19 protein-coding genes are annotated in these 25,944 nt (G+C 65.7%); 8 read left to right on the forward strand and 11 right to left on the reverse strand.

Annotation, left to right across the window (positions count from 1 at the left end):
* Positions 1–27: 27 nt before the first annotated feature.
* Positions 28–4,254, reverse strand: a complete 4,227-nt coding sequence (locus tag ACR9ZC_RS10345; protein ID WP_481580199.1) for a YhdP family protein — start codon at positions 4,252–4,254, stop codon at positions 28–30.
* 124 nt (positions 4,255–4,378) lie between these two features.
* Here ACR9ZC_RS10345 and glnE point away from each other — a divergent pair, with 124 nt between their 5' ends.
* A complete protein-coding gene (glnE, locus tag ACR9ZC_RS10350) occupies positions 4,379–7,207 on the forward strand; it encodes a bifunctional [glutamate--ammonia ligase]-adenylyl-L-tyrosine phosphorylase/[glutamate--ammonia-ligase] adenylyltransferase (protein WP_481580200.1) in 2,829 nt (942 codons plus the stop codon).
* Positions 7,208–7,265: 58 nt separating this feature from the next.
* Here the strand turns inward: glnE and recN are convergent, their stop codons facing one another.
* Together recN and ACR9ZC_RS10360 are read right to left on the reverse strand one after the other, a co-directional pair.
* The gene (gene recN, locus ACR9ZC_RS10355; RefSeq protein ID WP_481580201.1) at positions 7,266–8,933 is read right to left on the reverse strand and encodes a DNA repair protein RecN; all 1,668 of its coding nucleotides are present in this window, start codon (positions 8,931–8,933) and stop codon (positions 7,266–7,268) included.
* 87 nt (positions 8,934–9,020) lie between these two features.
* Positions 9,021–9,938: an NAD kinase gene (locus tag ACR9ZC_RS10360; RefSeq protein WP_331567960.1), complete on the reverse strand. Its 918-nt coding sequence runs from the start codon at positions 9,936–9,938 to the stop codon at positions 9,021–9,023.
* A gap of 187 nt (positions 9,939–10,125) precedes the next feature.
* On the opposite strand from ACR9ZC_RS10360, the gene hrcA reads away from it, so the two are divergent.
* From hrcA to ACR9ZC_RS10375, 3 genes are all read left to right on the forward strand, one after another.
* Positions 10,126–11,145, forward strand: coding sequence for a heat-inducible transcriptional repressor HrcA (hrcA, locus tag ACR9ZC_RS10365; protein WP_331567959.1), 1,020 nt, complete (start codon positions 10,126–10,128; stop codon positions 11,143–11,145).
* A 182-nt stretch (positions 11,146–11,327) separates the two neighbouring features.
* Complete coding sequence (hemH, locus tag ACR9ZC_RS10370) at positions 11,328–12,395, forward strand: ferrochelatase (protein ID WP_481580202.1); 1,068 nt, start codon at positions 11,328–11,330, stop codon at positions 12,393–12,395.
* 115 nt (positions 12,396–12,510) lie between these two features.
* Complete coding sequence (locus ACR9ZC_RS10375) at positions 12,511–12,918, forward strand: RNA-binding S4 domain-containing protein (protein WP_481580203.1); 408 nt, start codon at positions 12,511–12,513, stop codon at positions 12,916–12,918.
* Here ACR9ZC_RS10375 and ACR9ZC_RS10380 read toward each other — a convergent pair.
* Complete coding sequence (locus ACR9ZC_RS10380) at positions 12,890–13,051, reverse strand: hypothetical protein (RefSeq protein ID WP_440559484.1); 162 nt, start codon at positions 13,049–13,051, stop codon at positions 12,890–12,892. The two genes, ACR9ZC_RS10375 and ACR9ZC_RS10380, sit on opposite strands and share 29 nt — an antisense overlap.
* 398 nt (positions 13,052–13,449) lie before the next feature.
* Here ACR9ZC_RS10380 and grpE point away from each other — a divergent pair, with 398 nt between their 5' ends.
* From grpE to ACR9ZC_RS10400, 4 genes are all read left to right on the forward strand, one after another.
* A complete protein-coding gene (gene grpE, locus ACR9ZC_RS10385; RefSeq protein WP_481580204.1) occupies positions 13,450–14,049 on the forward strand; it encodes a nucleotide exchange factor GrpE in 600 nt (199 codons plus the stop codon).
* Positions 14,050–14,215: 166 nt separating this feature from the next.
* Positions 14,216–16,168, forward strand: coding sequence for a molecular chaperone DnaK (dnaK, locus tag ACR9ZC_RS10390; RefSeq protein ID WP_331567955.1), 1,953 nt, complete (start codon positions 14,216–14,218; stop codon positions 16,166–16,168).
* 219 nt (positions 16,169–16,387) lie between these two features.
* Positions 16,388–17,518: a molecular chaperone DnaJ gene (gene dnaJ, locus ACR9ZC_RS10395; RefSeq protein ID WP_481580205.1), complete on the forward strand. Its 1,131-nt coding sequence runs from the start codon at positions 16,388–16,390 to the stop codon at positions 17,516–17,518.
* A gap of 54 nt (positions 17,519–17,572) precedes the next feature.
* The gene (locus ACR9ZC_RS10400; protein WP_481580206.1) at positions 17,573–19,543 is read left to right on the forward strand and encodes a chorismate-binding protein; all 1,971 of its coding nucleotides are present in this window, start codon (positions 17,573–17,575) and stop codon (positions 19,541–19,543) included.
* Between the two features lie 3 nt (positions 19,544–19,546).
* On the opposite strand, the gene panB is transcribed toward ACR9ZC_RS10400, so the two are convergent.
* The 7 genes from panB to ACR9ZC_RS10435 are packed head-to-tail and all read right to left on the reverse strand — an operon-like array spanning position 19,547 to position 25,855.
* The gene (gene panB / locus ACR9ZC_RS10405) at positions 19,547–20,362 is read right to left on the reverse strand and encodes a 3-methyl-2-oxobutanoate hydroxymethyltransferase (RefSeq protein ID WP_481580207.1); all 816 of its coding nucleotides are present in this window, start codon (positions 20,360–20,362) and stop codon (positions 19,547–19,549) included.
* Between the two features lie 60 nt (positions 20,363–20,422).
* Entirely contained in the window at positions 20,423–21,097 is a 675-nt protein-coding gene (locus ACR9ZC_RS10410) for a deoxynucleoside kinase (RefSeq protein ID WP_331567951.1), read from the reverse strand.
* Positions 21,094–21,645: a 2-amino-4-hydroxy-6-hydroxymethyldihydropteridine diphosphokinase gene (folK, locus tag ACR9ZC_RS10415; RefSeq protein ID WP_331567950.1), complete on the reverse strand. Its 552-nt coding sequence runs from the start codon at positions 21,643–21,645 to the stop codon at positions 21,094–21,096. Before folK ends, ACR9ZC_RS10410 begins: the two co-directional genes overlap by 4 nt.
* A 58-nt stretch (positions 21,646–21,703) precedes the next feature.
* Positions 21,704–23,290, reverse strand: a complete 1,587-nt coding sequence (gene pcnB / locus ACR9ZC_RS10420; RefSeq protein ID WP_481580208.1) for a polynucleotide adenylyltransferase PcnB — start codon at positions 23,288–23,290, stop codon at positions 21,704–21,706.
* Positions 23,287–23,973, reverse strand: a complete 687-nt coding sequence (locus ACR9ZC_RS10425) for a histidinol-phosphatase (RefSeq protein ID WP_481580209.1) — start codon at positions 23,971–23,973, stop codon at positions 23,287–23,289. The genes pcnB and ACR9ZC_RS10425 overlap by 4 nt, the downstream gene beginning before the upstream one ends.
* Before the next feature lie 11 nt (positions 23,974–23,984).
* A complete protein-coding gene (hda, locus tag ACR9ZC_RS10430; RefSeq protein WP_481580210.1) occupies positions 23,985–24,776 on the reverse strand; it encodes a DnaA regulatory inactivator Hda in 792 nt (263 codons plus the stop codon).
* Between the two features lie 2 nt (positions 24,777–24,778).
* Entirely contained in the window at positions 24,779–25,855 is a 1,077-nt protein-coding gene (locus tag ACR9ZC_RS10435) for an AI-2E family transporter (protein WP_481580211.1), read from the reverse strand.
* Positions 25,856–25,944 lie beyond the last annotated feature (89 nt).

Genomic DNA, 25,944 nt, shown 5'->3' on the forward strand with positions numbered 1-25,944 from the left:
TCCGGTGGGCCTGGCGCACGGCGTGCGTCACTTGCCTGTCGATTCCGTTGCTTCGGCTGGAGCAGCCATCTTACCCCGATCGCCGGTGAGCCGCTCGACGTGCGGTTGCGACCATGACCCCGTTATTGCGTAGTGCGTGGCAAACGCGTGGGCGATCGACTGCGAGAGAGCGAGATTGGCGAAGAAGGCGCCGAGCCCCAGCAACGGATTGACGATCGTCGCCGCGATCACGGCCGAGCCCGCATTGACTGTCGGGGTCACCTGCACACGCAGGTCCTGCGTTTCCTTCGCGAGATCGACCGTGCCCGAGAGATCCGCCCGCGCCGGCGCCGTGACGAGATGAAAGTCGTCCGTTCGACCGATGCCGTCGGCGATGCGGCCCGTGCCCGTCACGCGCTCGAACGGCAGCCCTTCGCCGATGACGTCCCTGAAGTTGAGCGTGACGACGCGCGCGAGGCTTTGCAGGCTCAGCACGCCAAGCAGTTTCGCGACGCCGGGGTCGACCTTGAGGATCTGCCCATGATGGAGATCGAGCGCCATCTGGCCGCGCAGCGTCGGATAGTCGATGGCCGTCGGACCACCGCGCCAGCCCACCTTGCCCGACAACGTGCCGGCGCCGCCCTTCACCGTGCGCGGCAGGCCGAATTGATCGAGTAGCGCACCGGCGTTGGCGATGTCGAGCTTGAAATCGATCGCCGTGCGGCGCGGCGAATTCCGATCGATGTCGTCGCCGAGCCGGCGCAGTGTGCGCCAATTCGCGGTCGCCGACAGGTGCGCGGCCGGATTCGCGACATCGAGCTTGTCGAGTTGCCAGACAGGCACGCCGTCTTCATCGGTATTGTGCGCCTGGATGGCGAGCCGACCGAAGCCGCGCCCGCGTACGCTGAGTTCGTCGACGACGAGATCGATCGCCGGCATCCGTTCTGTTGTCGACGAAGATATCTGCCGCACGAGATCGTTGCCCACCGTGACGGGAACGGCCGCCTTCGAGAGGCGCGCCGTCAGCAGCCCGTTGGGGTTGGCCGGCGTGCCGGGTTGCCACGACAGCGTGCCCGTCACCTGATCCGATGCGAGTTGCGCCCGCCAGTCCTCGTCGGAGCCCGTGCCATCGAAGGCGACATGGGTCCACTCGCGCTCGAGCAGCTTGAGGGTGTCCACATGCGCCGTCAGGCGAGTCGGCATGAACTGGCTCGCGAGGCCGCCGGCCGCCTTTGGCGATGGGGTTCGTGCCGACGGCGGCGCTTGGGTCGGCCGGGCGGCGGCGCGCAGCTCGGCAGCGATTGCGCGCCAGCCATCGCCGTCGAGCGACGCAAGCTCGGCCGTCGCACTGACGCCTTGGGCCGGCATGCGCGCGGCCGTACCGATGCCGATCGCGCCGCGCACCACCTCCAACGCCTGCGGAGCGCCCGGTTCGCGGGCACCGCGCCGCAGCAGGTAAGTCGCGCTCGCGGGTCCCAGCTGCAGCTCGGCGCGGGCCAACGCCCCGGCCTGCACGTCGGCGTCGGTTTTCGCCGCGTCGACCGAGAGCGAAAACGGCATCGGCGTGCCGAGCGGCTTGTCGAACGGTGCTGGGAAGTCGAGCCCGAGTCCGCTCAGGTCGGAACGGGCTTCGATCTGCGGTAGACCACTCCTCGTGCCGCGCACCGAGATCGAATAAGGCGCCGTGCCATGCAGGTGGCCGAGCAGTGTTCCGCCGGGACCCTCTATGCCGAGTTCGCGGGCGCTGTCGGCGGCGATGCGTCCCGCGATATCGAATGTATAGGCGCCCTTGTCGTCGAGCGCGCCGTTTGCGCGTATCTCTCCGCCGAGCCAGCGGCCCGCCACGTGTTCGACGCCGAGCGTGTGCCCGGTGAAACGCACCCGCCCGGTCAGCGCGTCGAGCGGTGGCCATTGTTCGCGCGCGAGGCTGTTTCCCTGGAGCCCGACCGTGCCGTCCACGCTCACGCGAGGCTCGGGTCCGCGCGGTACGGTGAGCGTGAGCGCGAGCGTCGCCGGGCCCGTCCCGCGCAGCTTTTGCGTCGCATGATCAGTCAGGCTGGCGGCCGCGCTTTCGTTCAGATAGTCGAGGAAATCGGCGAGCGGCCCGTGCGCTTTGCCCTCGATGACGAGGTCCGAGCCGTGGTTGCCGAGATCGTCGATGCGTCCGGTCACCCGGTCCAGCGTGACGCGCTTGTAACGCGCCCGACCGATATCGAAACGCAGCACGTTTTCGGCGAGCGAAAAGACGCCATCGATGCCGTCGAGCGCCGGCCAGACATCGGGCGCGCCGTTGGCGAGCGTCTTGGCGGGGAACGGCGAGGGATCGAACCGCGCGCCGGTGAACGGCGCAACGATGCGGAAGATGCCGGCTTTCGGATCGCGCGAGTAGGGGAACTGATCGAGCCCGCCATGGACCTCGATGGTCGCGTTGCGGGCAATGCCGTCTTGCAATCCATGTCCGAGGTAATGGCGCAGATGTTCGCCGATGCTCGTCGGCAAATAACGCGGGATGGAAGGGACTTTGGCGCGTTCGATTTTCGCGGAGAGATCGAGGGTGCCGCGCCCATGGCCCGGATTGGTGTAACTCGCGACGACGCGGCCGGCCGCATCGGCGTTTTCGACGCTGAGTTCGGGAACGGTGATCGTGAAAGCCTTATGCGGCTGGCCGGGCGCAGCGGTGACGGTCCATTGGCCGCGGCCGCGCAGCCGATCGAACGCGAGGCGCGGATCGTCGAATTCGCCGGGCAGCGTGAGCGTCGTCTCGGCGGTGTCGACGGTGACGCTGCCATGGGCTTCGTCGGCATCGATCGAGCCCCGGAGGTTTTCGACGCCGGGCAGGCCGGCACGCGGATGTCCGGCCGGCGAAAGCCCCGGCGGCGGCTCCTGCGCCGCGAAGCTGATCCCTTCGAGGTCGCCCTTGAACCGGTAGCGCACGATCGGGGCGGTGCCGGAGACGCGCTGCTCGCTGGCAGCCAGCGCGTTGGCGGGGCGTGCGCGCTCCACTTCGATCACGTAGTTGGCGACGAGTCCGCGCGGGTCGAACCGTACGAGTTCGTCGCGAAAACGCTCCGGCACAGGCAGGGCGCGAGTGAATTCGGCCAGCACGCCCAGATCGACGCGGTCGCCCGCTACGCTCATCAACTGACCGTGCTCCACATCGGGCACGCGATAGCGGCCCGTGAGCGTGGCGAACGAGAGCGTGCGCGAGACCGGCGTGCCATCGGCGAGCGGCGGCTGTCCGAGTTCCGCGTGCAGATTCGACAAGCGCAGACGGTAGTCGCGCTGCGGCGCGATATCGGCGGCCCACTCGAATCGGGCGACGGGCAGGTCGAGCCGTGGCTGCGCGGGCCGAACCTGCAAGACGACATCGGCGCCTTGCAGCCGTCCGCGCGCCGAGCGCAGTGCACCGCCCGAAAAGTCCGCCCAGATTTCGTTGTCGATGCGCCCGGCATGCAGCTTCATCGGAATCTTCAGGTAACGCGCGAGCGCGGGCAGCTCGACGGGTCCCGTCGACAAATAGGCCTGTCCATTCCAATTCGCGGGCTTGCCGACTTCCGCCAGCGGCAGATGACGAAAACGCGCGCGAAAATCGAGCGCTCCCTTGAGCACGGTGCCTTCGGGCGGAGCCTGCAACGCTACGCGGTGTTCGAAGGCTCCGTTGAAGATGGCCGCCCGGATGTGGCGCAGGGCAAGCTCGGGGGCTTTACGCTGGTTGTCGCGCCAGCGCAGCGTGCCGTCGCGCAGCACGATGGCGCGCTGCGTGAGCACCCAATTCGAAAACGTGGTGTCGTTGCCGGTGTGAGTGGTCGGTACCTGCACGCCCGCGACGGCGATCGAGCCATCCGCCGCGCGCGTCACGAGCACATCGGGGTGCTCGACGACGAAGCTCGCCAGCGCGGGCCTGCCCCGCATGAGCGAACTCCACGAGAGGGAGGCGCGGGCGTCGGGCACCGAAAGCGCGATGTTGCCGTCGCGGTCGCGGATCGTGAGCCCGGTCACATCGAGGCCCGGCTCCAGTCCATTCCAGTGAGCGGCAAGTTTTGCGATGCGCAGCTCGACGTGCAGCCGCGCGGAAATGAACGCCTCGATCCGCGGCCGAAAATCGTCGATGCGCGGCAAGACGACATAACGCAGTCCGATGAACGCCGCGCCGAGCGCGAAGTAGACGACGAGGGCGAATGCCAGGGTGGCTTTGAAAACCCGGCGCAGAAGCGGGAGATCGTGGCGCGTGCGTCCGGCAACGGCTTTTTCGACGGATTCCTTGCTGTCGGACATGCTGCGGCAGATCGGGGGTATGGTAGTTTGGCGTTTCGGACGTCGAATGTAACACAGCGCAGGCGCGGGGCGAGGCGCGCAAAGCCCGTGCCGCGTGGGCTGCCGGCGCGCTCCTCACCCATCCATGCCGCGCAACACGCGAGCCACATCGTTCATGACTGCAACCGCACTGCTGAGTTCCGCCTATTCGTCTTTTACCGCACGCGCGATCGCCGCGCGACCCGAGCTGAATGGGCTCATTGCCGACTGGGCGCGCGCGCCGATCACGCGCGAGCGCATCGACGCCCGATTGAATGCGCTCGCCGCGCTGGAGCGGCAGGCCCGCGGTAGCGCCGAGACCGGGCCGCTGGACGAGGATGCCCTGCGCCGCGTGCTGCGGCGGTTGCGCGTGGAGGTGTTCTGCGCGGTCATGGAGCGCGATCTGGCCGGTCTTGCGGATGTCGACGAGGTGACCGGCACGATGACCGATCTTGCCGAGGCCGCCGTCCAGCATGCGCTCGCCACGCTCGAAGCCGAACTCGAAGCGCTCTACGGCGAGCCGCGCGGCCCGAGCGGCGAGCGGCTCGTGCTGGGCGTGGTCGGCATGGGCAAGCTGGGCGGGCGGGAGCTGAACGTATCGTCGGATATCGATCTCATCTTTGTCTACGAGGACGATGGCGAGACCGCGGGCGCGGCGCGGCCGCCCATCTCGACTCAGGAGTTTTTCACGCGCCTCGGCAGGCGGCTCATCGGTGCGCTGGCCGAGCCGACGGCGGATGGATACGTCTTTCGCGTCGACATGCGATTGCGGCCCAACGGCGACGCCGGACCGCTCGCGTGCAGCCTCGGTATGCTGGAAGAGTATTTCTACGTGCAGGGCCGCGAATGGGAGCGTTATGCGTGGATCAAAGGGCGGCTCGTCTCGGAAGGCGCGAGCGCTGCCGCGAAGCGTCTGGCCGCGCAGCTCGACGCGCTCGTCAAGCCATTCGTTTACCGACGCTACCTCGATTACGGGGTGATCAGCGCGATTCGCGCTTTGCATCGCCAGATCGGCGAGGAAGCGAGGCGCCGTGCCTCGATGCGTCCCGACAAGGCGGACGACATCAAGCTCGGTCGCGGCGGTATCCGCGAAATCGAGTTCAGCGCACAGGTGTTCCAACTGATCCGCGGCGGCCAGGATGCCTGCTTCCGCGTCAGGCCGACGCTCGCCGTGCTGCGCTGCGCGGCGGACCGCGGTCTGATCCCGGCCGCCGTGTGCGAGGAGCTCACGCAGGCCTACCGTTTTTTGCGTCTGCTCGAACACCGCCTTCAATACCGGCACGACGCTCAAACGCATGCCGTGCCCGTCGATGCCGACGAGCGGGCGCGCCTCGCGGCCTCGATGGGTTTCGCGGATTACGCGAGCCTCGCGGCCAAGGTGGACGAGTACCGCGAGCTCGTCGAAACGCAGTTCGATCAGATCTTCGCGGACAAGGTGCGCGACACCGGCGGCGAAGCGGCCGAAGCGCGGGCGGCAAGTATTTGGAGCAGTGCGCTCGACGACGATGCGGCCGCGCCGTCGTTGGCCGCGCGCCTCGAGGCGCTGGGCTTTGCCGACGCCGAAGACCTCCTCGCCCGGCTCGTCGGCATCCGTCGTTCGATGCGCTACCAGGGGCTGCCGGAGCGCAGCCGCGAACGGTTCGATACGATTGCGCGGCGGGCTCTCGAGGCGACGGCGGCGTGGGAGCCCGCCGACAAACGCAGCACGACGCTCGCGCGGCTCTTCGACTTGCTCGAGGCCGTGGGCCGGCGCGGCGCTTATCTCGCGCTGCTCAACGAGTATCCGGCCGCGCTCGATCGCGTGCTCGCCGTGCTGGCCGCATCGCGTTGGGCGGCCGGCTACCTGACGCGCCATCCGCAGTTGCTCGACGAACTGCTCGACGACGAAGCGATCGCGAGCCCGTTCGATTGGACCGGGTTCAAGGCTTCGCTGCGCACCCGGCTGGCCGCGGCGGATGGCGTCGAGCATCAGATGGACCTTTTGCGGCACGCCCACCAAGCGGAGGTGTTCCGCATCTTGCTGATCGATCTGGCCGGCAAGCTCAGCGTCGAGCAGGTCAGCGACCGGCTGTCGGAGCTCGCCGATTCGGTGCTCGACGTGACGATCGAAGCGGTGTGGCGCCAACTCCCCAAACGTCACCGCGAATCGCCGCGGTTTGCCGTCATCGCTTACGGCAAGCTCGGCGGCAAGGAACTCGGCTATGCCTCGGATCTCGATCTGATCTTTCTGTATGACGACCCGGACGAAGCGGCTGCCGAAATCTATGCCACTTTTACGCGGCGTCTCATCACATGGCTCACGACGGCGACGGGAGCCGGCACGTTGTTCGACGTCGATTTGCGGTTGCGGCCGAACGGCGAATCGGGCTTGCTGATCACCGATCTCGATGCGTTCCGGCGTTACCAATTGCGCGAGGGCGATGCAGCCAATACGGCGTGGGTTTGGGAGCACCAGGCCTTGACGCGCGCACGGTTTTGCGCGGGCGATGCGCAGATCGGGACGGAGTTCGAGGCGATCCGCAAACAGGTGCTCACGATGCCGCGCGAGGCGGGGCCGCTTGCGACGGAAATCGTCGCGATGCGCGAGCGCGTCGCAGCCGGCCATCCGAACCGCAGCGACCTCTTCGATCTCAAGCATGATCGAGGCGGCATGGTCGATATCGAATTCATCGTCCAATACTGGGTCTTGCTGCACGCCGCGCGCGACCCCGAGCTCATTCTCAATACCGGCAATATCGCGCTGCTGCGTGAAGTAGCCCGCTATGGGCTCATGCAGCCGGAAGAGGCGGAGACCGTAGGCGGCGCTTACCGCGCTTATCGCAAACTGCAGCATCGCTTGCGGCTCGATGGCATGGAGAAGGCGCGCGTACCGGCCGCGCAAATCGCCGCCGAACGCGATGCCGTGCTGCGGTTGTGGCAGCGCGTATTTGGGTGATGGCGTGCACCGGCGGCCAGCGGGCGGAGCCGCGCGGGCCGCGAGCCGGCGGTCCTCCCTAAGCCGCGAGCATCTCCTTGGCGTGGCGGCGCGTGGTGGCCGTGATTTCGAGGCCGCCCAGCATTCGCGCCACTTCCTCTATCCGGCTCGTACGGTCGAGCTGCGTCACTGTGGACAGCGTGCCGCCGTCCGCCGTACCGGCTTTGGCGACCTGGAAGTGGTGATCCCCGCGCGCCGCGACCTGCGGCAAATGCGTCACGCAGAGTACCTGCCGATCGCGGCCCAGTTGATGCAGCAGCCGGCCGACGACTTCCGCCACGCCGCCGCCGATGCCCGTATCGACTTCGTCGAAAATCAGTGTCGGCGTCGGGCTCGCGGCGCTGGCGACCACCGCCAATGCCAGGCTGATACGCGCGAGTTCGCCGCCCGAGGCGACTTTGGCGAGCGGCCTGGGCGGCACCCCTGCGTGGCCGGCCACGCGAAATTCGATCTGTTCGAGACCGTGCGCACCGCCTTCGGCGAGCGGGACGAGCGCGACTTCGAAGCTGCCGCCGGCCATGGACAGTTCCTGCATGCCCGCCGTGACCGCGGCGCTCAACGCTTTCGCCGCCTTCGCACGTGCTTTCGAGAGCTGCTTCGCCTCGCGCAGGTAGGCTTCATGCGCCGTGGCGACGGCCGCTGTCAGCGTATCGAGATCCGCCGCGGCATCGAGCGCGGCCAATTGCGCGCGGCGTGCCTCGTGCTCGGCCGGCAGCGTTTCCGGTTGCAACCGGAACTTGCGGGCGAGCGAGTGCAGCGCATCGAGCCGGGCTTCGACCTGCGCGAGCCGATCCGGATCGAGCTCGAGCTTTTGCGCATAGTGCGTCAGCGAATAAACGGCCTCGCGCAATTGAATTTCGGCGGGCTCGAGCGAGGCGAGCGTGTCGCCGAGCGCCGGATCGATATCGGCCAGATCGCGCAGTTTCGAGACGATCGAGCCGAGCCGGCCGAGCATGGCATTGTCGGCCTCCGACAGCGCATCGACGGCGCCGCGCACGCCTTCGATCAGATTTGCGGAGTGCGCGAGCCGACGGTGCTCGGCGGAAATTTCTTCCCATTCCCCGGCTTGCGGTGCAAGCTTGTCGAGCTCGGCAAGCTGCCATGCGAGGCGCTCGCGCTCGAGCTGCAGCTCGCGATCGCGCGTTCGAGCGAGCTCGAGCGCATGTTGCGCATCGCGCCAGCTTCGGTGCGCGCTTGCCACCGTGGCGGCAGACGCCGTGAGGCCCGCATGGGTATCGAAAAGCGTGCGTTGCGCATCGGGGCGCATCAATAACTGATGGGCATGCTGCCCGTGGATATCGACGAGCCGTTCGCCGAGCTCGCGTAATTGCGCGAGCGTGGCGGGCGTGCCGTTGATGAACGCGCGTGAACGCCCGTTGGCATCGACGACGCGTCGCAGCATGACCGCGCCGCCCGCTGCGTCGGGCTCGGGCCGCGCGAGCGCCTGGTCGTCGAGCCAGCGTTCGACCTCCGCCGTGGCGCTGAACTCCGCCGTGATATCGGCGCGGCTCGTGCCGGTGCGCACGACGTCGGCGTCGGCGCGCGCGCCTAGCGTCAATGCGAGTGCGTCGATGAGGATCGATTTGCCGGCGCCGGTTTCGCCCGAAAAAACAGTAAAGCCGCGATCGAATTCCAGGTCGAGCGCGGCGACGATGACGAAGTCGCGTATCGAGAGGTGGCGGAGCATGGGAATGGTGATGTTGACGTCGTGTTCTCGTATGGGTTGCCGACGGCCGAGGCCGCTCGGGCGCCGTGGTCCGTCGGCGCGCCTCGTCTAGAGCGGCCCTGTCGCGTTGTCCGGTTCCTCGCCGCCGGACGGATGCTCGTTCCAATGGAGCTTTTGCCGCAGCGTCGCGTAATAGCTATAGCCGACGGGATGCAGAAACGGCACGGTGTGACGCGAGCGCCGCACTTCGATCGTGTCGTTGAGCTCGAGCGCGGTAAACGATTGCATGTCGAAATTCACGTTGACGTCGCGTCCGCCGATGATCTGGATGCCGAGCTTGCATTCGTCCGGCACGACGATCGGGCGATTCGACAGCGCGTGCGGAGCGATCGGCACGAGCACGAGACCGCGCAGCTGCGGATGAAGAATGGGGCCCTGCGAGGACAGCGCATACGCGGTCGAACCCGTCGGCGTGGCGACGATGAGGCCATCCGAGCGCTGGTTGTACATGAAGCGCCCGTCGACGAGCACGCGCAGCTCCGCCATGCCGGAAAAACCGCTGCGGTTGACCACCACATCGTTGAACGCGAGCGCGTGATAGATCGGCTCTCCCGCGCGCATGATGCGCGCTTCGAGCAGCGTCCGCTCCTCGCGCTCGAAGCTGCCCGCGAGCATCTGCGGCACGCGCTGCTGCATCTCGGAGACGGGGATATCGGTGATGAACCCGAGCCGCCCCTGATTGACGCCGATGAGAGGCGTACGATAGGGCGCGAGCTGGCGGCCGATGCCGAGCATCGTGCCGTCGCCGCCCAGCACCACCGCGACATCGGCCCGCGCGCCGATTTCGGCCGGCGTGAGGGACGGATAGCCGCCGATGCCGATATCGCGCGCGGTCTCGGCTTCGAATACGACTTCGAAGCCCCGCTGCGCGATGCAAGCGGCGAGCGCCGCCAGCGGCTCGCCGATGCCGGGCGTGTTGCTGCGCCCGACGAGCGCAACAGTCTTGAACTGGGTCCCAATATTCATGCCGGCATTACACCATAGCTGGGGTCCTAAAAGAACCGTTGTTCCACCCGGTCCCGCAATATTGATTTGTCGCTAGAATGATGACGTGCCGATGAAGGGCGGGCCGCGCGCCGGGACCCGCCGTGCGGCAACCCGAACGCCCCCAGGCGGCCCGGGGACCATCGGCGATTGGCTAAAATTTTGCGTCATGCTAGAACCACGCGCACAAACCTTGTTGAAAACCCTGATCGAACGCTATATCGCGGAAGGTCAGCCGGTCGGCTCGCGCACGTTGTCGCGCTATTCCGGGCTCGAATTGAGTCCGGCGACGATCCGCAACGTGATGTCGGACCTCGAGGAGATGGGGCTCGTGGCCAGTCCGCATACGTCGGCGGGCCGGATCCCGACGCCGCGGGGCTACCGTTTGTTCGTCGATACGATGCTGACGGTCGAATCCGTCGCGGACGAGGAAGCCGTCACACGGGCCGTCAAACGGACGCTGCAGCCCGGCGAGCCGCAAAAAGTCGTCGCGGCGGCGGCCAGCGTGCTGTCGAACCTGTCGCAATTTGCCGGCGTCGTGCTGACGCCGCGCCGCAGCCACGTGTTCAAGCAGGTCGAATTCATGCGGCTGTCCGACAAGCGCATTTTGCTGATCATCGTGACGCCCGAGGGCGATGTCCAAAACCGCATCATGGCGACGCGGCGCGAATATTCCCCCTCGCAACTCACTGAAGCGTCGAATTACATCAATGCGCACTTTGCGGGGCTCTCGTTCGACGAGGTCCGCCGGCGGCTGCGCGAGGAAATCGACGAACTGCGCGGCGACATGACGGCGCTCATGCACGCGGCGGTGACCGCGAGCACGGACGAATCCGACACCGGCGAAACGGTGCTGATCTCGGGCGAGCGCAATCTGCTCGAAGTGGCGGACCTTTCGTCCGACATGGCGCGGCTGCGCAAGCTTTTCGACGTATTCGACCAAAAGACGAGCCTCCTGCAATTGCTGGATGTGTCGAGTCATGCGCAGGGCGTACAGATATTCATCGGTGGCGAATCGAATCTCGTCCCGATCGAGCAAATGAGCGTCGTGACGGCGCCTTACGAGGTCAATGGGACGATCGTCGGCACGCTCGGTGTCATCGGGCCGACGCGCATGGCCTACAGCCGTGTGATCCCGATCGTCGACATCACCGCGCGATTGCTGTCGACCGCGCTCAGTCAGCACTAGACTTTGGCGCGGCGTCGGCACCGGTAGGTCGCCGGCGGGCCATGGGCGAATGATGCACGGTGCGGGCGAGGCCCCGCCATTGGCCGGATGGCCGAATGTCGGGCAGCACGGGCGGCTCGCTATAATGCCCTTCACGTGAACCGAGCTTGTGCCGCGCCGCTCAAGCCTTTCTACGATTGCCCATGCGCTTCGATCTCGAGCTGCCGTCGCAGCCTGCCACGTCTCATCGCGTCGCCGTGCTGCTGATCAATCTCGGCACGCCCGATGCCCCGACGCCACGCGCGGTGCGCCGGTATCTCGCGCAATTCCTGTCGGATCCGCGCGTCGTGGAAATCCCCGCGCTCGTCTGGCAGCCGGTGTTACGCGCATTGATCCTGCCGTTCCGGGGCCGCTCGTCGGCCCGGAAGTACGCGTCCGTCTGGATGCAGGAAGGCTCGCCGTTGCGCGTCTACACCGAAAAGCAGGTCGAAGCGCTGCGTACGCTGCTGCATGCGAACGACTATCCAGTGATTGTCGAGTATGCGATGCGCTACGGCACGCCGGGCATCGGTGCGATGCTCAACCAGTTGAAGCTGGCGGGCGCCGAGCGCGTGTTGTTGATGCCGATGTATCCGCAATATTCGTCGTCGACCACGGCGACCGCGTTCGACGCCGCATTCGCGGCGCTCGGGCGCATGCGCAATCAGCTCGAAATCCGCACCGTGCGGCACTATGCCGATCATCCGGCCTATATCGGCGCGCTGGCCGAGCAGGTGCGGGCGTACTGGGCTGTCCATGGCACCCCGAATTTCGCCTCGGGCGACAAACTGATTCTCAGTTTCCACGGCGTGCCCAAGCGGACGCTCGATCTGGGCGATCCCTACCACGGCCAATGCCAGCAGACGGCGGCAATGCTCACGGCGGCGCTCGGATTGACGGCCACCGAATGCCTCGTCACGTTCCAGTCGCGGTTCGGCCGCGCGCAGTGGCTGCAGCCCTACACCGCGCCGACCCTGCGCGAGCTCGGGGCGGCCGGCGTGCGCCGGGCCGATGTCTTCTGTCCGGGCTTTACGGCCGATTGCCTGGAAACGATCGAGGAAATCGGGATCGAGGTCCGCGACGAATTTCTGCATGCCGGCGGCAAGGAATTTCATCGCATTCCATGTCTGAACGCCGCACCGGCCTGGATTGCCGCGCTGGGCGAAATCGTCGCGCAGCAGCTTCAGGGCTGGCCGGCGCAGGCGCCAGCCGCGGCTGGCGCGCTCGCATGACGACGCGGCGCTTCCAAAGCGCACCGGCGTACGCGCACTTGCGGGCGGCGGGCAGGATCGTTGCGCGCAACCGTGTGGACGCGGTGCGCGCCCCGAGCCCATTTCAGCGATTGTCATGAACTTCAAGATTTCGACGGAACCGGGTGCGCGCCTGCGCATCGACAAATGGCTCTGGGCCGCGCGCTTTTTCAAGACGCGGTCCCTGGCGGCTGACGCAGTGGACAAGGGCCGCGTGCGAATTGGCGGCGCCGCCGTGAAGCCTGCCAAGGAAGTCCGGGTGGGCGATCTGGTCGTGATAGAAATCGACCGGCTCAGCTGGGAAGTCCGCGTGGTGGGTGTATGCGAGGTGCGCGGGCCGGCCGCTGTGGCACAGACCCTTTACGAGGAAACGCCGGAAAGCCGCGCGAAGCGCGCGGCCGAGGAGCAACGGCGCCGTACTTATCGCGAGCCGGCGGCCGCGCTGCGCGGGCGGCCGACGAAGCGCGACAGGCGCGTCATCGACAAACTTTCAGGTGGGGATTGAAAAGCTGCTCGAAAGTGGCATGGACGGCACCATATTCCGTCGTTCTGTCGGTGACGGCGCCGGAGATGCAGATGGTCGTGGTCCCCGCGACGAGTACCAGCGCGACCACCGCAATTGCAAAGGTCAGTTTCACGGTACTCCCCCAATGGAGATGAGCGGGCACGGACACGAAAAGCGGTTCGAAACGATGCTGCCGGGCGCCATGCAGTGCTCGCGGGCCGCGGGCTTTGCACGGAAAAACACCTAGACGAAAACCAGTGTAGGGCAAACCAGAATGGTGCTCAATGCGGTTTCGGTACTGGTGCCGTAACCAGTGTTACCGTTCGTTTCCCATGCACGGCACCGGTGCGAAAAAGCCGCGTTTGCCTCTTGAAACGCCATATGGCGCCCCCATTTGCGCCGGGATGCGTGAGCGTGGAGTTGCTTTTCCGCAACAAACAGCGCTCCGGCGGCGCGGTGACACACACCCGAGCGAGCCGGCGCGCGAAATGCACGCTCTGAACGACTTCACCTTTAGGACGATTTCGCGACATGGAACACCCGCAAGACAACCCCGCTGATCAGAACCCCGCTTCGGCAGGCGATACGGCGCAACCCATGGCTGAGAGCGTCGCCACGCAAGCGGCACCCGCTGCCGAGGAATCGCAGGCGCAGGCCGCCAACCAGCAGGCTGCCAATCAGGCCGAGACGGCACTCGCCGAGGCTCAGGCCAAGCTCGCCGAGCTCGAGGAGAGCTTCCTGCGCGCCAAGGCCGAGACCGAAAACGTACGCCGCCGCGCGGCCGAAGACATCTCGAAGGCGCGCAAATTCGCGATCGAGGCTTTTGCCGAGCACCTGCTTCCCGTGGTCGACAGTCTCGAGGCTGCGCTGTCGGACTCGTCGGGCGACATCGCGAAACTGCGCGAAGGCGTCGAATTGACGCTGCGCCAGTTGACGGCCGCCATGGAAAAAGGACGTGTCGTGGCACTGAACCCTGTCGGCGAGAAATTCGATCCGCACCAGCACCAGGCCATCTCGATGGTGCCGGCCGATCAGGAGCCCAATACCGTCGTATCGGTGTTGCAAAAGGGTTATGTCATCGCCGACCGCGTACTGCGGCCGGCCCTCGTGACGGTGGCCCAGCCCAAGTAACCGCGCCGGGCGCCCGGGCGCAACGCAAAAAACCAATGACCGCATTGGCCCCGGGGCCTTGAAAACGATGCGCGAGCACTCATGTTGAGTGCAGTTATGAATCGAGCAGGAGCGGCTCCCCGGTAGGCGCCGCTGCTACGGACTGAAAGTCAGGAGATTAGGAAAAATGGGCAAAATCATCGGCATCGACCTCGGCACCACGAATTCGTGCGTGGCGCTGATGGAAGGCAATCAGGTCAAGGTGATCGAGAATTCGGAAGGCGCCCGGACGACGCCGTCGATCATCGCGTACATGGAGGATGGGGAAATCCTCGTCGGCGCGCCGGCCAAGCGTCAGTCGGTGACGAACCCGAGGAAAACGCTCTTTGCGGTCAAGCGCCTGATCGGCCGCCGCTTCGAGGAAAAGGAAGTGCAAAAGGACATCGGCCTGATGCCCTACGAGATCGTCAAGGCCGACAACGGCGACGCCTGGGTGAAAGTGGGCGACAACAAGCTCGCGCCGCCGCAAATCTCCGCCGAAGTCCTGCGCAAGATGAAGAAGACCGCCGAAGACTACCTCGGCGAGCCGGTCACCGAAGCCGTGATCACCGTGCCGGCGTACTTCAACGACAGCCAGCGTCAGGCCACGAAGGACGCGGGCCGGATCGCCGGTCTCGAAGTCAAGCGGATCATCAACGAGCCGACGGCGGCTGCGCTCGCGTTCGGTCTCGACAAGGCCGAGAAGGGCGATCGCAAGATCGCGGTCTATGACCTCGGTGGCGGTACGTTCGACATTTCGATCATCGAAATCGCGGACGTCGACGGCGAGATGCAGTTCGAAGTGCTGTCGACGAACGGCGATACGTTCCTTGGCGGTGAGGATTTCGACCAGCGCATCATCGATTACATCATCGGCGAGTTCAAGAAAGAGCAGGGTGTCGACCTCTCGAAGGACGTCCTCGCGCTGCAGCGTCTGAAGGAAGCGGCCGAGAAGGCGAAGATCGAGCTGTCGTCGAGCCAGCAGACCGAAATCAATCTGCCGTACGTCACGGCGGATGCCTCGGGCCCGAAGCACTTGAACCTCAAGATCACGCGTGCGAAGCTCGAAGCGCTCGTCGAGGACCTGATCCAGCGTACGATCGAGCCGTGCCGCATCGCCATCAAGGATGCGGGCGTGAAGGTGAGCGATATCGACGACGTGATTCTCGTCGGCGGTATGACGCGCATGCCGAAGGTTCAGGAAACGGTCAAGGAGTTCTTCGGCAAGGAGCCGCGCCGCGACGTGAACCCGGACGAGGCGGTGGCCGTGGGCGCCGCGATCCAGGGGCAGGTGCTGTCCGGCGACCGCAAGGACGTGCTGCTGCTCGACGTGACGCCGCTGTCGCTCGGCATTGAAACGCTGGGCGGCGTCATGACGAAGATGATCAGCAAGAACACCACGATTCCGACGAAGCATCAGCAGGTGTATTCGACGGCGGACGACAACCAGTCGGCCGTGACGATCAAGGTGTTTCAGGGCGAGCGCGAAATGGCGGCCGGCAACAAGCTGCTCGGCGAGTTCAACCTGGAGGGCATTCCGCCCGCACCGCGTGGCGTGCCGCAGATCGAGGTGACGTTCGACATCGACGCGAACGGTATCTTGCACGTCGGCGCGCGCGACAAGGGCACGGGCAAGGAAAACAAGATCACGATCAAGGCGAACTCGGGCCTGTCCGAAGCCGAGATCGAAAAGATGGTGAAGGATGCCGAAGCCAATGCCGAGGAAGATCACCGTCTGCGTGAGCTGGCCGATGCCCGCAACCAGGGTGACGCGCTCGTGCACAGCACCCGCAAGGCGCTGACCGAGTACGGCGAGAAGCTCGACGCCGGCGAGAAGGAGAGCATCGAATCGGCGCTGAAGGAGCTCGAGGAAACGTTGAAGAGCGGCTCGAGCGACAAGGCGGCGATCGAAGCGAAGATCGAAGCCGTGGCCAAGGTCTCGCAAAAGCTCGGCGAGAAGATGTATGCCGACATGCAGGCGCAAGGCGCCGCGGGTGCTGCCACCGGTGCCGGCAACGGTGCGAGCGCAGGCCAGGCGTCGAGCAAACCCGCGGAAGACGATGTGGTCGACGCGGACTTCAAGGAAGTGAAGAAGGACTAAGCGAAGGCTTAGCCGAAACGGCGGCCGGTACCCTTCATGGGACCGGCCGGTGACGCGCCTGGCGAACCTTCGGGTTCTCCGGGCACATTTGCTTTATGGGCGGCGTGCTTGTGACGGCTGCGAGGCGGTAGCCGGCGAGAGGCATGTCCGAACGAGTCGGAAGACTCCACAGCATGTGAAAGGAGCGGTCGTGCGCGCTGCGCGGCCGGTGGTGAGCCGATGGCGAAACGGGATTACTACGAGGTTCTGGGCGTTGCGAAAAACGCGAGCGACGACGAGATCAAGAAGGCGTATCGCAAGCTCGCGATGAAGTATCACCCGGACCGCAATCCAGACAACAAGAATGCGGAAGAGCACTTCAAGGAGGCGAAAGAGGCCTACGAAATGCTCTCCGATTCGCAAAAGCGTGCGGCGTACGACCAGTACGGTCACGCAGGCGTCGATCCGAACATGGCGGGCGCCGGTGCGCACGGCTTTGGCGGCTTCGCCGATGCGTTCGGCGACATCTTTGGCGACATCTTCGGTCAGGCGGCCGCTGGTGGCGGCCGTCGCGCGGGCCCGCAGGTCTATCGCGGCGCCGATCTGCGCTACAGCATGGAAGTCACGCTGGAGCAGGCGGCGCACGGTTGCGAGACACAGATCCGCGTACCGACGTGGGTGGGCTGCGAGGTCTGCCACGGTTCCGGGGCGAAACCCGGCACGAAGCCCGAAACCTGCCCGACCTGTCATGGAGCGGGCGCGGTGCGCATGTCGCAGGGCTTTTTCAGCATCCAGCAGACTTGCCCGAAGTGCCACGGCAGCGGGACCTACGTGCCCGATCCCTGCACGAACTGCCATGGCGCCGGCAAGGTGAAGGAAACGAAGACGCTCGAAGTGAAGATTCCGGCGGGGATCGACGACGGCATGCGTATCCGCTCGTCGGGCAACGGCGAGCCGGGTGTCAACGGCGGTCCGCCGGGCGACTTGTACGTCGAGATCCATATCAAGCCGCATTCGGTCTTCGAGCGCGAAGGCGACGATCTGCACTGCCAGATGCCGATCCCGTTCACGACGGCGGCGCTGGGCGGCGAGATCGAAGTGCCTACGCTTGCAGGCCGCGCGAGCTTCACGGTGCCCGAGGGGACGCAATCGGGCCGGACGTTCCGGTTGCGCGGCAAGGGCATCAAAGGCCTGCGTTCGAGCGTGGCTGGGGATCTATACGTCCACGTGCAGGTGGAAACGCCCGTGAAGCTGACCGACACGCAGCGCGAACTGCTCAAGCAGTTCGAGAAATCGCTCGTGGAGGGCGGGCCGCGCCATAGTCCCCAGAGCAAAAGCTGGTTCGATAAGGTAAAAAGCTTTTTCGATTGAGTTCTAGTGCACTAGCGAGAGGCGCCGGGCAGTCCGTTGCTGCGGGTATGAACGATGAATGTTGACGAACGCGGCACGGTATTCGCACTGCTCGACGATTGCGACGCGAGCGCGGCGCGCCGTTCGAGCCGTTTGTACACGCGCTTCGTGCGCGAGCACGTAGCGCGTGAGGCTTCGAAGCTCGACGAAGTGTGCGCTGCCGCCGCGGCCGATGTGCGCGGCGGGCTTCATGCGCTCGTTCTCGGCGATTACGAATTCGGGCGCGACCTGCATCTCGCGCGAACCCATTCGACGCAGCGCGGCTCAGGCTCGCTGCGTTTTTTATTGTTCGAGCGATGCGAGAAGCTCACGCGCGACGAAGTCGACGCATGGCTTGCCGAGCGCGATCGCCTGGAGGGCGCCGCGTTCTCGCAAGGCACCGGCACCGACCCATCGGTAGCAGGTACGGCCCATGTTGCGGAAAGCGTGACGCCCGACGAATTCGATGCGGCGATTGCCGCCGTTCACGAGGCATTGCGCGCGGGCGAGTCCTACCAGATCAACTACACCTATCGACTGAAGTTCGATGTGTTCGGCTCGCCGCTCGGGCTCTTCCGGCGGCTACGCGCCAGACAGCCCGTACACTTCGGCGCACTCATCGCGCTGCCGGCGGATCGGTGGATCGTTTCGTGCTCGCCGGAACTCTTCATCGAAAAGACCGGCGCGCGGTTGCGCACGCGCCCGATGAAAGGAACGACGGCGCGGGGCCGCACGCCCGAGCAGGATGCACGCGCCGAAGCGTTCCTGCGCAGCGATCCAAAAAACCGCGCCGAGAACCTGATGATTGTCGACTTGCTGCGCAACAACGTCTCGCGCGTGGCGAAGATCGGCTCGGTGCAGGTGCCGGCGTTGTTCTCGATCGAACCGTATCCATCGATCTGGGCGATGACGTCGACGATCGAGGCCGATCTGATCGACGGCGCCTCTTTTGCCGACATCATGCGGGCGCTTTTCCCCTGCGGCTCGATCACGGGTGCGCCCAAACACCGGACGATGGAGCTCATCGACGAGATAGAGACCACGCCGCGGGGGCTTTACACCGGCACGATCGGTTGGTACGACGCCCCTTCCGATAGCACTCCGGACGCGCCGCATCCGGGCGGCGACTTCTGCCTGTCCGTGACGATCCGCACGTTGACGCTCGACGTGCCGAACGAAGCAACGGGCTTGCGCGCCGGAACGATGGGCGTGGGCGGCGGGATCGTGCTCGACAGCGTCGCGGCCGACGAACTGGCGGAGTGCCGGCTGAAGGCGAAATTCCTGACCGGCGCCGATCCGGGCTTCGAGCTGTTCGAGACGATGCGGGCTTCGCGCGAGGCGGGCGTGGCGCATCTCGACCGCCATCTCGCGCGTCTTGCAGCCAGCGCGGGCGAGTTCGGTTTTGTTTTCGAGGAGTCGGCACTGCGCGAGCAGATCGACGAGCGTTGCGCGCATTTGAGCGCCGGCGGCGAACATCGTTTCCGGCTTGCGTTATCGAAGGAGGGGCGGGTCGTCATCGTGACTGCGCCGCTCGTTCCGGTCGTGACGCTCGGCGGACAGGCACGAGGCGATGAGGCCGAAGGGTCGTTCGTTGGCGTACTGCTGGCTCCCGAGCACGGATTTGCGCCGATGCGCTCGAACGACTGGCTGTTACGGCACAAGACGACGCGTCGCGCCGAATATGATCGCGGCTGGCGCGAGGCCGAAGCGAATGGTGCGTTCGACACGCTCTTTTTCAACGAGCGCGGCGAGTTGACCGAGGGCGGCCGCTCGAACGTCTTCGTCAAGCTCGAGGGCCGCTGGTGGACGCCGCCCCTTTCCGCGGGTGTGCTGCCCGGGGTGATGCGCGCGGTACTGCTCGACGATCGCGCGTTTGGCGCCGCGGAGCGGGAACTGACCTTGCGCGAGCTTCATGCCGCCGAAGCGTTGCTGATATGCAATGCCTTGCGTGGCGCGCTGCCCGCGCGGATCGTACCGGTACAGCAGAACGAAGCCGGGCCTCGGTGAGGCTCAAAACTCGTGCTCGGGGCTCGGGAACGACCCGTCCTTGACGGCCTTCACATAGGCCTCGATCCCTGCCGCGATGCTCGGCGCGCCGGCCATGAAGTCCCTGACGAAGCGCGGCCGCTTGCCCGGATAGATACCGAGCATGTCGTGAAGGACGAGCACCTGCCCCGAGCAGTCGAGCCCTGCGCCGATGCCGATCGTCGGAATTCGCAATTCGTTCGTCACGCCCGAGGCCACCGCGGAGGGAATGGCTTCCAGCACGATCAACTGCGCGCCGGCATCCTGAACCGCTCGCGCATCGCTCACGAGCTGCGCGGCAGCGGCGTCCGTCTTTCCCTGTACCTTGAAACCGCCGAACGCATGCACCGATTGCGGCGTGAGCCCCACATGCGCGCAGACGGGAACGGACCGTTCGACAAGATAGCGCACCGTATCGGCGAGCCATTCGCCGCCTTCGAGCTTCACCATCTGCGCGCCGGCGCGCATGATTTTGACCGAGCTGGCAAAGGCCTCGGCCGGCGTACCGTAGCTGCCGAAAGGCAGATCGGCCACCACGAGCGCGCGCGGATCGACGCGTGCGACGCAGCTCGTGTGGTAGGCGATGTCCTCGAGCGTGACGGGCAGCGTCGTCGTATGTCCTTGCAGTACATTGCCGAGCGAATCGCCGATCAAGAGCACATCGACGCCCGAGCGATCGAGCAGGGACGCGAAGCTCGCGTCATAGCAGGTCAGCATCGCGATTTTTTCGCCCGCGTCGCGCATGGCCTGGAGCTTCGGCACGGTCACCTTGGGCCGGCTGGTTTCCTGCAGGTAGGTCATCGAATGTCCCGTTCCCGGAAAGAGAGTGGAAGGCGCCCGGCCAGATCGCGGCCGGGCTGCTCACTGTGCTTTGACGAAGCTCGCCTTGCGGCCGCGCATCGTTTCGATGCGCTCGACGACGAGTTCGAGATCCGCTGCCGACTCGAGCGGATTCAAATGCTCGGTATTGACGGTCAACACCGGGCAGGCATCGAAGTGATAGAAGAATTGGTCGTAAGCTTCGGCAAGTTTGCGTAAATATGCCTCGGACATCGGCGCTTCCTCGGGCCGGGCGCGCTTTTGAACGCGCTGCAGGAGCGTCGCGGGGCTCGCTTGAAGATAGACGACGAGATCGGGTACGGGCGCTACGGCGTCGAGATGGCCTGCCAGCTTTCGATAAAGACGCCACTCCTCGTCATCGAGCGTGATGCGGGCGAAGATATCGTTCTTTTGTGCGATGTAGTCCGCGACGAGCGAAGCGCCGTTGGCGAGCGCTTCGGCTGCTTCGCGCGCTTCGTCGATGCGCTGCAGTGCGAAGTGCAGCTGCGTAGGCAGCGCATAGCGCGCCATATCGCCATAAAACCGCGCGAGAAAAGGATTCTCGTTGGCGCGTTCGAAAAGAGGCCGCATCGACCAGCGCTCGACGAGTCGTTCCGCGAGCGAGGTCTTGCCTGCTCCGATGGGCCCCTCGATCGCGAGGTAGCGGCACGGCGCGCGGCGATCCGGCGCCTCGACGGTGATGGCGGGATGGGTCATCGGCAATCGCTGTCGGTGGAAGGAGGCGCCTCGCGCTTGATACCAAGCTTGTCGAGTAACGCACAGCGGCAGGTTTGAACCTTCTCGATGCGCTGATCGGCGACCGCGGCAACGAGCGCCTTCGCGGGACCGACACCGGGAATCGCAAGCTCGGGGTCGATTTCGAGGAGCGGTACCAGCACGAACGCGCGTTTGGCGGCGCGCGGGTGGGGAATCGTCAAATCGGTATCGTCGATGCGCTCTTCGCCGTATAGCACGATATCGAGATCGAGCGTGCGCGGAGCGTTGTGAAACGGGCGCTCCCGCCCGAACTGGTGCTCGATGCGGTGGCACAGCGCGAGTAGGGCATGGGGACTGAGCGTCGTCTCGACTTTGACGACGAGATTGTAGTAGTCGTCGCCTTCGGCATCGATCGGTCCAGTCCGATACAGGCTCGACTTGGCGAGCACGGTGATGGTGTGCTGTTGGGCAAGGCAGACGACCGCATCCTTCAAGGACTGCCGGGCATCGCCGAGATTTGCACCGAGGCCGAGATAAGCAACCGTCATCACATGGCTTCCTACGACTCCACGACTTGACCACTCCGGACGCGCACAGCCGCGACCGTCACTCCTCGCGCACGTCGTGCGTGGCGGGACTGACCGCATCGCTCGACGATTCCGCTTCGCCCGTCTTGGCGCGGCTGCGGCCGCCGCGGCGCCGGCGCTTGCGCGGTGCCCGCTCCCGGCCGCCTTCCGACAGCAGCGCTTCGCGCGCCGCCGAATCGCCTTCGATGAAGGCCGTCCACCATTGGCCGATCGACGGATCGAGTTCGCCCGACTCGCAGCGCAGCAGGAGGAAATCATACCCCGCTCTAAATCTTTGGTGTTCGATGAGCTTGAGCGCGCTGCGCCCCGAGCGTTTTTCCAGGCGCGCCTGCAATCCCCAGATCTCGCGCATGTCGGCCGAGTAGCGCTTGTGAATGGCGAGCTTCTCGGTTTGCTTGTCGAGCACGTCGTCCATGGCGCGATGCAGCGCGGGAACGGGATATTCGCCGTCGCGCTCGAATTGCTGTGCGCGCTGTTGCATGTCGTGCCAGAGCAGCGTGGCGAATAAAAAGCCGGGTGAAACCGGTTTGCCGGCGCGCACGCGCGCATCGGTATTGTTCAGCGCGAGCGTGACGAACGATTCGCCGTGCGGCTGCTCGAGCACGACATCGAGTAAAGGCAACAGCCCGTGGTGAAGTCCTTCCTTGCGCAACTGCTGGAGGCACGCGAGCGCGTGGCCCGACAGCAGCAGTTTCAGCATTTCGTCGAACAGCCGGGCGGCCGGCACGTTGTGGATCAGATCCGCGAGCGCCGTGATCGGTGCGCGGGTGGCATCGTCGATCTCGAAGCCGAGCTTCGCGGCAAAGCGCACGACGCGCAGCATCCGGACGGGATCCTCGCGATAGCGCGTCGCCGGATCGCCGATCATCCGCAGCATGCGCGCCCGGACATCGGCCATCCCGTTGTGATAGTCGAGCACCGTTTGCGTCGCCGGATCGTAGTACATCGCGTTGATCGTGAAATCGCGCCGCGTCGCATCCTCGTGCTGCTCGCCCCAGACGTTGTCGCGCAGTACGCGTCCGCTGGCATCGACGGCGTGCGTACGCCGATCGAGTTCGTCGCGGCGCGACCGTCTGCCCGGCGCGCCGCCCGCGGGCGGCGCTTGCGGCGCGTCCTGCGGCGTGTCGACGAGCGCTCGGAAGGTCGAGACTTCGATGATTTCCTGTCCGAACTGGACATGAACGATCTGAAAGCGCCGCCCGATCAGCCGCGCGCGGCGAAAAAGCTTCTGGACTTCTTCGGGCGTCGCGTCCGTCGCGACATCGAAATCTTTCGGCGCAATGCCAAGCAGCAGATCGCGGACGGCTCCGCCGACGATGAATGCGCGGTAGCCGGCCTGCTGCAGCGTATCGGTGACGCGAACCGCGTTGCGCGAGATCAGCGTCGGATCGATGCCGTGAATGTCCGAGGACAGAATGACGGGAACGTCGGGCTCGGGCGGCGCACTCTTGCCGCCTGCGCGCGCAGGCTTGCGGCGCGGTTTCGCGGGACGTGATTCGTTCTCGTCGAGCGGCGGCGAATCCTGGTGCGACCGAGCGGCCTCGGGTACGTCGACGGGCGCGGGCGAGTCGTGGCCCAGCAGTTTGCGGATGAGTTTCTTGATCACGACGGTTCAAAAAGATCGAGGATGCGCCAGCCTTTCGCTTCGGCGTGCGCGCGCAGCGTTGCGTCGGGATTGGTCGCGATCGGATCGGTGACTTTCTCCAGCAGCGGAATATCGTTATGCGAATCGCTGTAAAAGTAGCTGCGCTCGAACCCGGCAAGCGTTTTGCCGAGCGAAGCCAGCCATGACTCCACGCGCACGATCTTCCCTTCGCGGTAGCTCGGCGTGCCGGCGCCTCGGCCTGTGAACGCCGACCCGGGCTGGCCGTCGACGGTTTCGACTTCGCAGGCGATCAGCATTTCGACGCCGAACGCGTCGGCGATCGGCCGCGTGATGAATTCGTTCGTCGCCGTGACGATGCAGCAGAGGTCGCCCTTGTCCTGATGGCTGCGCACGAGTTCGAGCGCGACCGGAACCAGTGCGGGCCGGATGACTTCGTGCATGAACTGCTCGTGCCAGGCCGCCAGTTGCTCGCGCGAATACTTGGCAAGCGGCGTGAGCATCGCTTCGAGGTACGCATGGATGTCGAGCTGGCCAGCCTTGTAGTCGGCGTAGAAGCGATCGACGTCACGCATGAAGCGCTCGGAGTCGACAATGCCGAGCTTGACCATGAAGCGGCCCCATTCGTGGTCGCTGTCGGTCGGGATGAGCGTGTGGTCGAGGTCGAAAAGTGCGAGATGGGTCATGAGGGCGCATTTTACTTGAACCGGCGCGGGCCAGTGGCCTGAGCGCCGGGCGGCGCATCCGCCGATCGTTCGGACGGGCTCGCGTCCACGTCCTGCGTGCCCTGCCAAGCGGCCGGCTGAGCGAGCATGGTGCGCAACAGCGGCAGCGTGACGGCGCGCTTTTGCTCGAGCGAGAAGCGGTCGAGCGCATCGAGCAATGCCATCAGACTCGGCATGTCGCGGCGAAAGTGCGTGAGCAGATAGCTCGGGACGTCCTCGGCCAGCGCAATGCCTCGCTCCCTGGCCGCTTGCCTGAGCACGGCGGCTTTGCGGTCGTCCGGCAGGGGAGCGAGGTGAAAGACCAGCCCCCAGCCGAGCCGGGTACGCAGATCCTCGCGCACGGCCAGCGCGATCGGCGCGGCATTGCCGGTGGCGACGAGCGCCGCCGACGGCTGCGCGCGCACCTCGTTGAAGAGGTTGAACAGGGCGACTTGTTGCGCGCTCGATAGCTTGTCGCAGTCGTCGATCGCATAGATCGGCACGCGCGCGTCGAACGAGAATGCCGCGAGCGCGCTTTGCGGGCCGATGAAGCGGGCGCGCTGGGGCCCCGCGCTATGCACGAGCGCTGCCAGCAGATGGCTGCGCCCGCTGCCCGGCTCGCCCCAGATGTAGAACGTGCGGTCGGCCACCGGGCCGGCCGCGAGCGCGCCGTCGAGCTCGGCGAGCCGCGTGACGAGCTCCGCGTTGGTCCCGGCGAAAAAATTGTCGAATGTCGAGGGCGGCGGCGTGCCCAGATCGAGCGTCAGTTGGCGCAGCACGGTCACGGTCAGTTCTTGTAAAGCCCGCTTGCCAGGTAGCCGCGGCGCACTTCGCGCAGCGCGCTCGAGAGGATGGCACTGACGGGCAGGGCGAGCAGCACCCCGAAAAAGCCGAACAACTGGCCGAATGCGAGCAGCGCGAAGATCACGGCGAGCGGATGCAGGCCGATGCGCTCGCCGACGAGCCGCGGTGTCAGAATGAAGCTTTCGAGAATCTGGCCGATGCCGTAGACGACGGCCACCGCCGCGAAGCCGTACCAGTCGCCGAACTGCAGCAGCGCGGCGAGCAGCGCGAGGATGAGCCCCGTCGCGAAGCCCACGTAGGGAATGAAAACGGCAAGCCCGGTGAATACGCCGACCGGCAGCGCGATTTCGAAGCGGGCGACGCTGAGCGCAGCGGCGTAATAGATGGCGAGAATGCCCATCACGAGCAACTGGCCGCGCAGATATTGCGAAAGCGTGCCGTCCATCTCGATGACGAGCTCGGTGGTTTTCGCGAGCCAGCGCCGCGGCACGAACGAGGCGACGCGCGCAAGCATCATGTTCCAGTCGTACAGCAGGTAAAAGAGCACGAGCGGCACCATGACGAGGTCGCCCACCACCGTGATCATCACGTTGCCGCTCGTGCGCACCGATTTCCAGACCGCCAGCGCGACGGCCTGCGCGCTGCCTTCGATCTGACCTGTCAGCATGTCGCGCAGGCTCGAGAAATCGAAGACGTCGCCAAAGCCGAGGAACGCGAGTTTCGGCTGAGCCCAATCGTGCAGCCGCGCGATGAGCCCCGGGATCTGCTGTTGCAGTTGCGGGCCTTCGCGCCGCACGACGGCGAACACGAGCAGCACCAGCAGCGTCACGAGCAGCGCGAAAAACAGCATCATCACGAGCGCGGCGAGCCCGCGCGGCACGCGCTTGCGTACGAGCCATCCCACTCCGGGTTGCAGGATGTAGGCGAGGATCGCGCCGAGCAAGAACGGGGTGAGCACGGGGCGCAGCAGCCATAGGAGCATGCCGAGGCCGAGTGCGACGGCACCCCAGAAAAGGGCCTGGCGCTGATAAGGCGTGAGAAGCGGAGAGTTCTGCGACAAAAGCGTTTCCTGGTGGGTCGGCGAGCGGTTCGGGACGGCCTGCCGACGAGTAGCACGGAATCGAAGCCGACATCAGTTAAAATCGCATT

This window comes from Trinickia sp. HAY1-2D (assembly GCF_056754935.1).